The organism is Microcystis sp. LE19-10.1B (genome assembly GCF_027530565.1).
Classification (GTDB): Bacteria; Cyanobacteriota; Cyanobacteriia; order Cyanobacteriales; family Microcystaceae; genus Microcystis; species Microcystis aeruginosa.
Genome location: NZ_JAPZQM010000771.1, coordinates 1 through 1,334 on the forward strand (window position 1 = coordinate 1; position 1,334 = coordinate 1,334).

A 1,334-nucleotide genomic window follows, 5' to 3' on the forward strand; every position below is an offset into this window, starting at 1 on the left:
TTCAAAAACCTTGCATTATCCTTCTTGTAGTACATCGCTTGGTACAAAAAACAAGGGCAACAAAGCCTAAAACGACCGGCTCCTGACGACCGGCTACTGACTCCTACCCCCAGGAAAAACTTTTTCAGCAGACCCTAACTATTGTTACCTCAGTTTTTGTTTAAGTCTCAATAGTCGCTATTTGAGCAAGGATTACGCAATTAAAAATAGCTGACTTCGTTGTTCAGTTCGCCAAGATTATTGATGCTCGCTACAGTTAAGAATTAAGAAGTAATCGGGTTATGGCAAATCATCGGAGCGGACAAATATGATATTTTAGATTTAAGTTGAGAGTGGCGATTGCCTCTTGATTAAGTCGTTAGGTCGCTTTAACTCTTAGTAGTGATAGTGTCCGTCAAGTTATTTTTTAGTGTGATCGATACTGATTGATTCATTAGGAGGTTTAGCTTGTCGAATGCTATCTCGTTCCGTTGATTTGGGAAGACTCAAGTTATAGGGATATCTGCTTCGGAGGTTGAATTATGCCAGGGATGCGAAGGGCGGATCGCCGAGATTCTAATAGTGATAATGAGCGCAACAATCCTCGCTCTCGGCAGCCAGAGCCACCCTCTTATCTTGAACTGAAACAGCAGCGAGATAATGCTAGAGGTGATAAGTTTTTGTTGCAGCAGGAAAAAGCTCAATTGCAGCAACAGCTTCAGACTTCACAGCTTGCAGTTGATGAATGGGAGCAGCGTGCAACGCAGAATAATCAACTCTATCTTAGTGAGCAGCAAAGATATCAGCAAACTCTTTGTCTTTATAACGAAGAGAAGGCAAAAACTGTTGAATTAATAGCCAAATATCAAGAAGCAGATGCCCAGCGGACGCAATATCTGACTCTGTATAATGAAGCCCAAGAGCTGCTTAAACGAGAAAGACGCTCAAAGGCTGGCATCAAGGGTTGGGAAACTCGCCGTAAAATTGAAAATGAGCGTCTAAAGCAGGAAATTGCTGAAATGGTTGTTCTACTGCGTGAATCGTTGGCAAGCAAGGATGAGGCGGTGAATAACCTTTATGCTTTAGCAGAGCGTATGGATAGGATTCAACAATTAGTTGATTCGGTAGAAGTGGAATCTACTGGTAATCCAGTGGGTTTGCTGCAAAAGCTCAAACGCATTTGGCTTGCCATTAAAGATATCCTTTCTGAATAACTGGACTTCCCCCATACATAAATACTAAAAAATTAACAAAACCCTTACTGCAGGTCGCTTCTAAGAAAAAATTGAAAAGAGACTACTGGGTACATTTTTCACTTGAAAATGGCTGTACCGCTGACTGTATCTGGAGTAGAG

Annotated in this window: 1 protein-coding gene; it reads left to right on the plus strand. The window is 41.7% G+C overall.

Annotation, left to right across the window (positions count from 1 at the left end; all coding sequences use genetic code 11):
* Positions 1-521: 521 nt before the first annotated feature.
* Positions 522-1,193 (plus strand): hypothetical protein, encoded by a 672-nt coding sequence (locus tag O9332_RS27830; RefSeq protein ID WP_002762999.1) that lies wholly within the window; start codon positions 522-524, stop codon positions 1,191-1,193.
* Positions 1,194-1,334: the final 141 nt, after the last annotated feature.

Excerpts from the sequence above, each read along its gene's own strand:
- O9332_RS27830 (WP_002762999.1), top strand. The coding sequence starts at position 522 with ATGCCAGGGATGCGAAGGGCGGATCGCCGAGATTCTAATAGTGATAAT.